The organism is Pseudomonas sp. KB_15, from assembly GCF_052114525.1.
Taxonomy (GTDB): Bacteria; Pseudomonadota; Gammaproteobacteria; order Pseudomonadales; family Pseudomonadaceae; genus Aquipseudomonas.
Map to the genome: position 1 here is coordinate 1 of NZ_JBFREX010000363.1, position 364 is coordinate 364.

The following is a 364-nucleotide window of genomic DNA, read 5'->3' on the forward strand; positions in this document are numbered from 1 at the left end:
CGCGAGAACCTCGCCCGCGAGGCCGGCCTGCCGGTGGCGCCGCCCAGCGCCACCGAGTTCTCGATGGCCCACAACGTGCGTAGCGAGGCCGAGGTCGATGCCGTGATGGCACAGGCGAAACAGGCCGGCGCGACCATCACCAAGCCCGCGCAGAAGACCTTCTGGGGCGGCTATGCCGGTCACTTCCAGGACCCGGACGGCCACCTGTGGGAAGTGGCGTACAACGTCCACCTGCTGCCGCCGGACGGGATGTGACAGTGGACCGGCCTAGCGTGCCGGCTGCAAAGGTTGCGCCGGCTGATACGGTTCGAGCCGCGCCGGGCAGAGCACCTTCATCGGCGCACTGATGCAGCGTCTTACGTGG

At 69.0% G+C, this 364-nt stretch carries 1 protein-coding gene; it reads left to right on the forward strand.

Going from position 1 to position 364, the window contains the following annotated elements:
• Positions 1 to 255: VOC family protein (locus AB4Z35_RS31300; RefSeq protein WP_442101338.1), on the forward strand; the 255-nt coding region annotated here is incomplete at its 5' end.
• Positions 256 to 364: the final 109 nt, after the last annotated feature.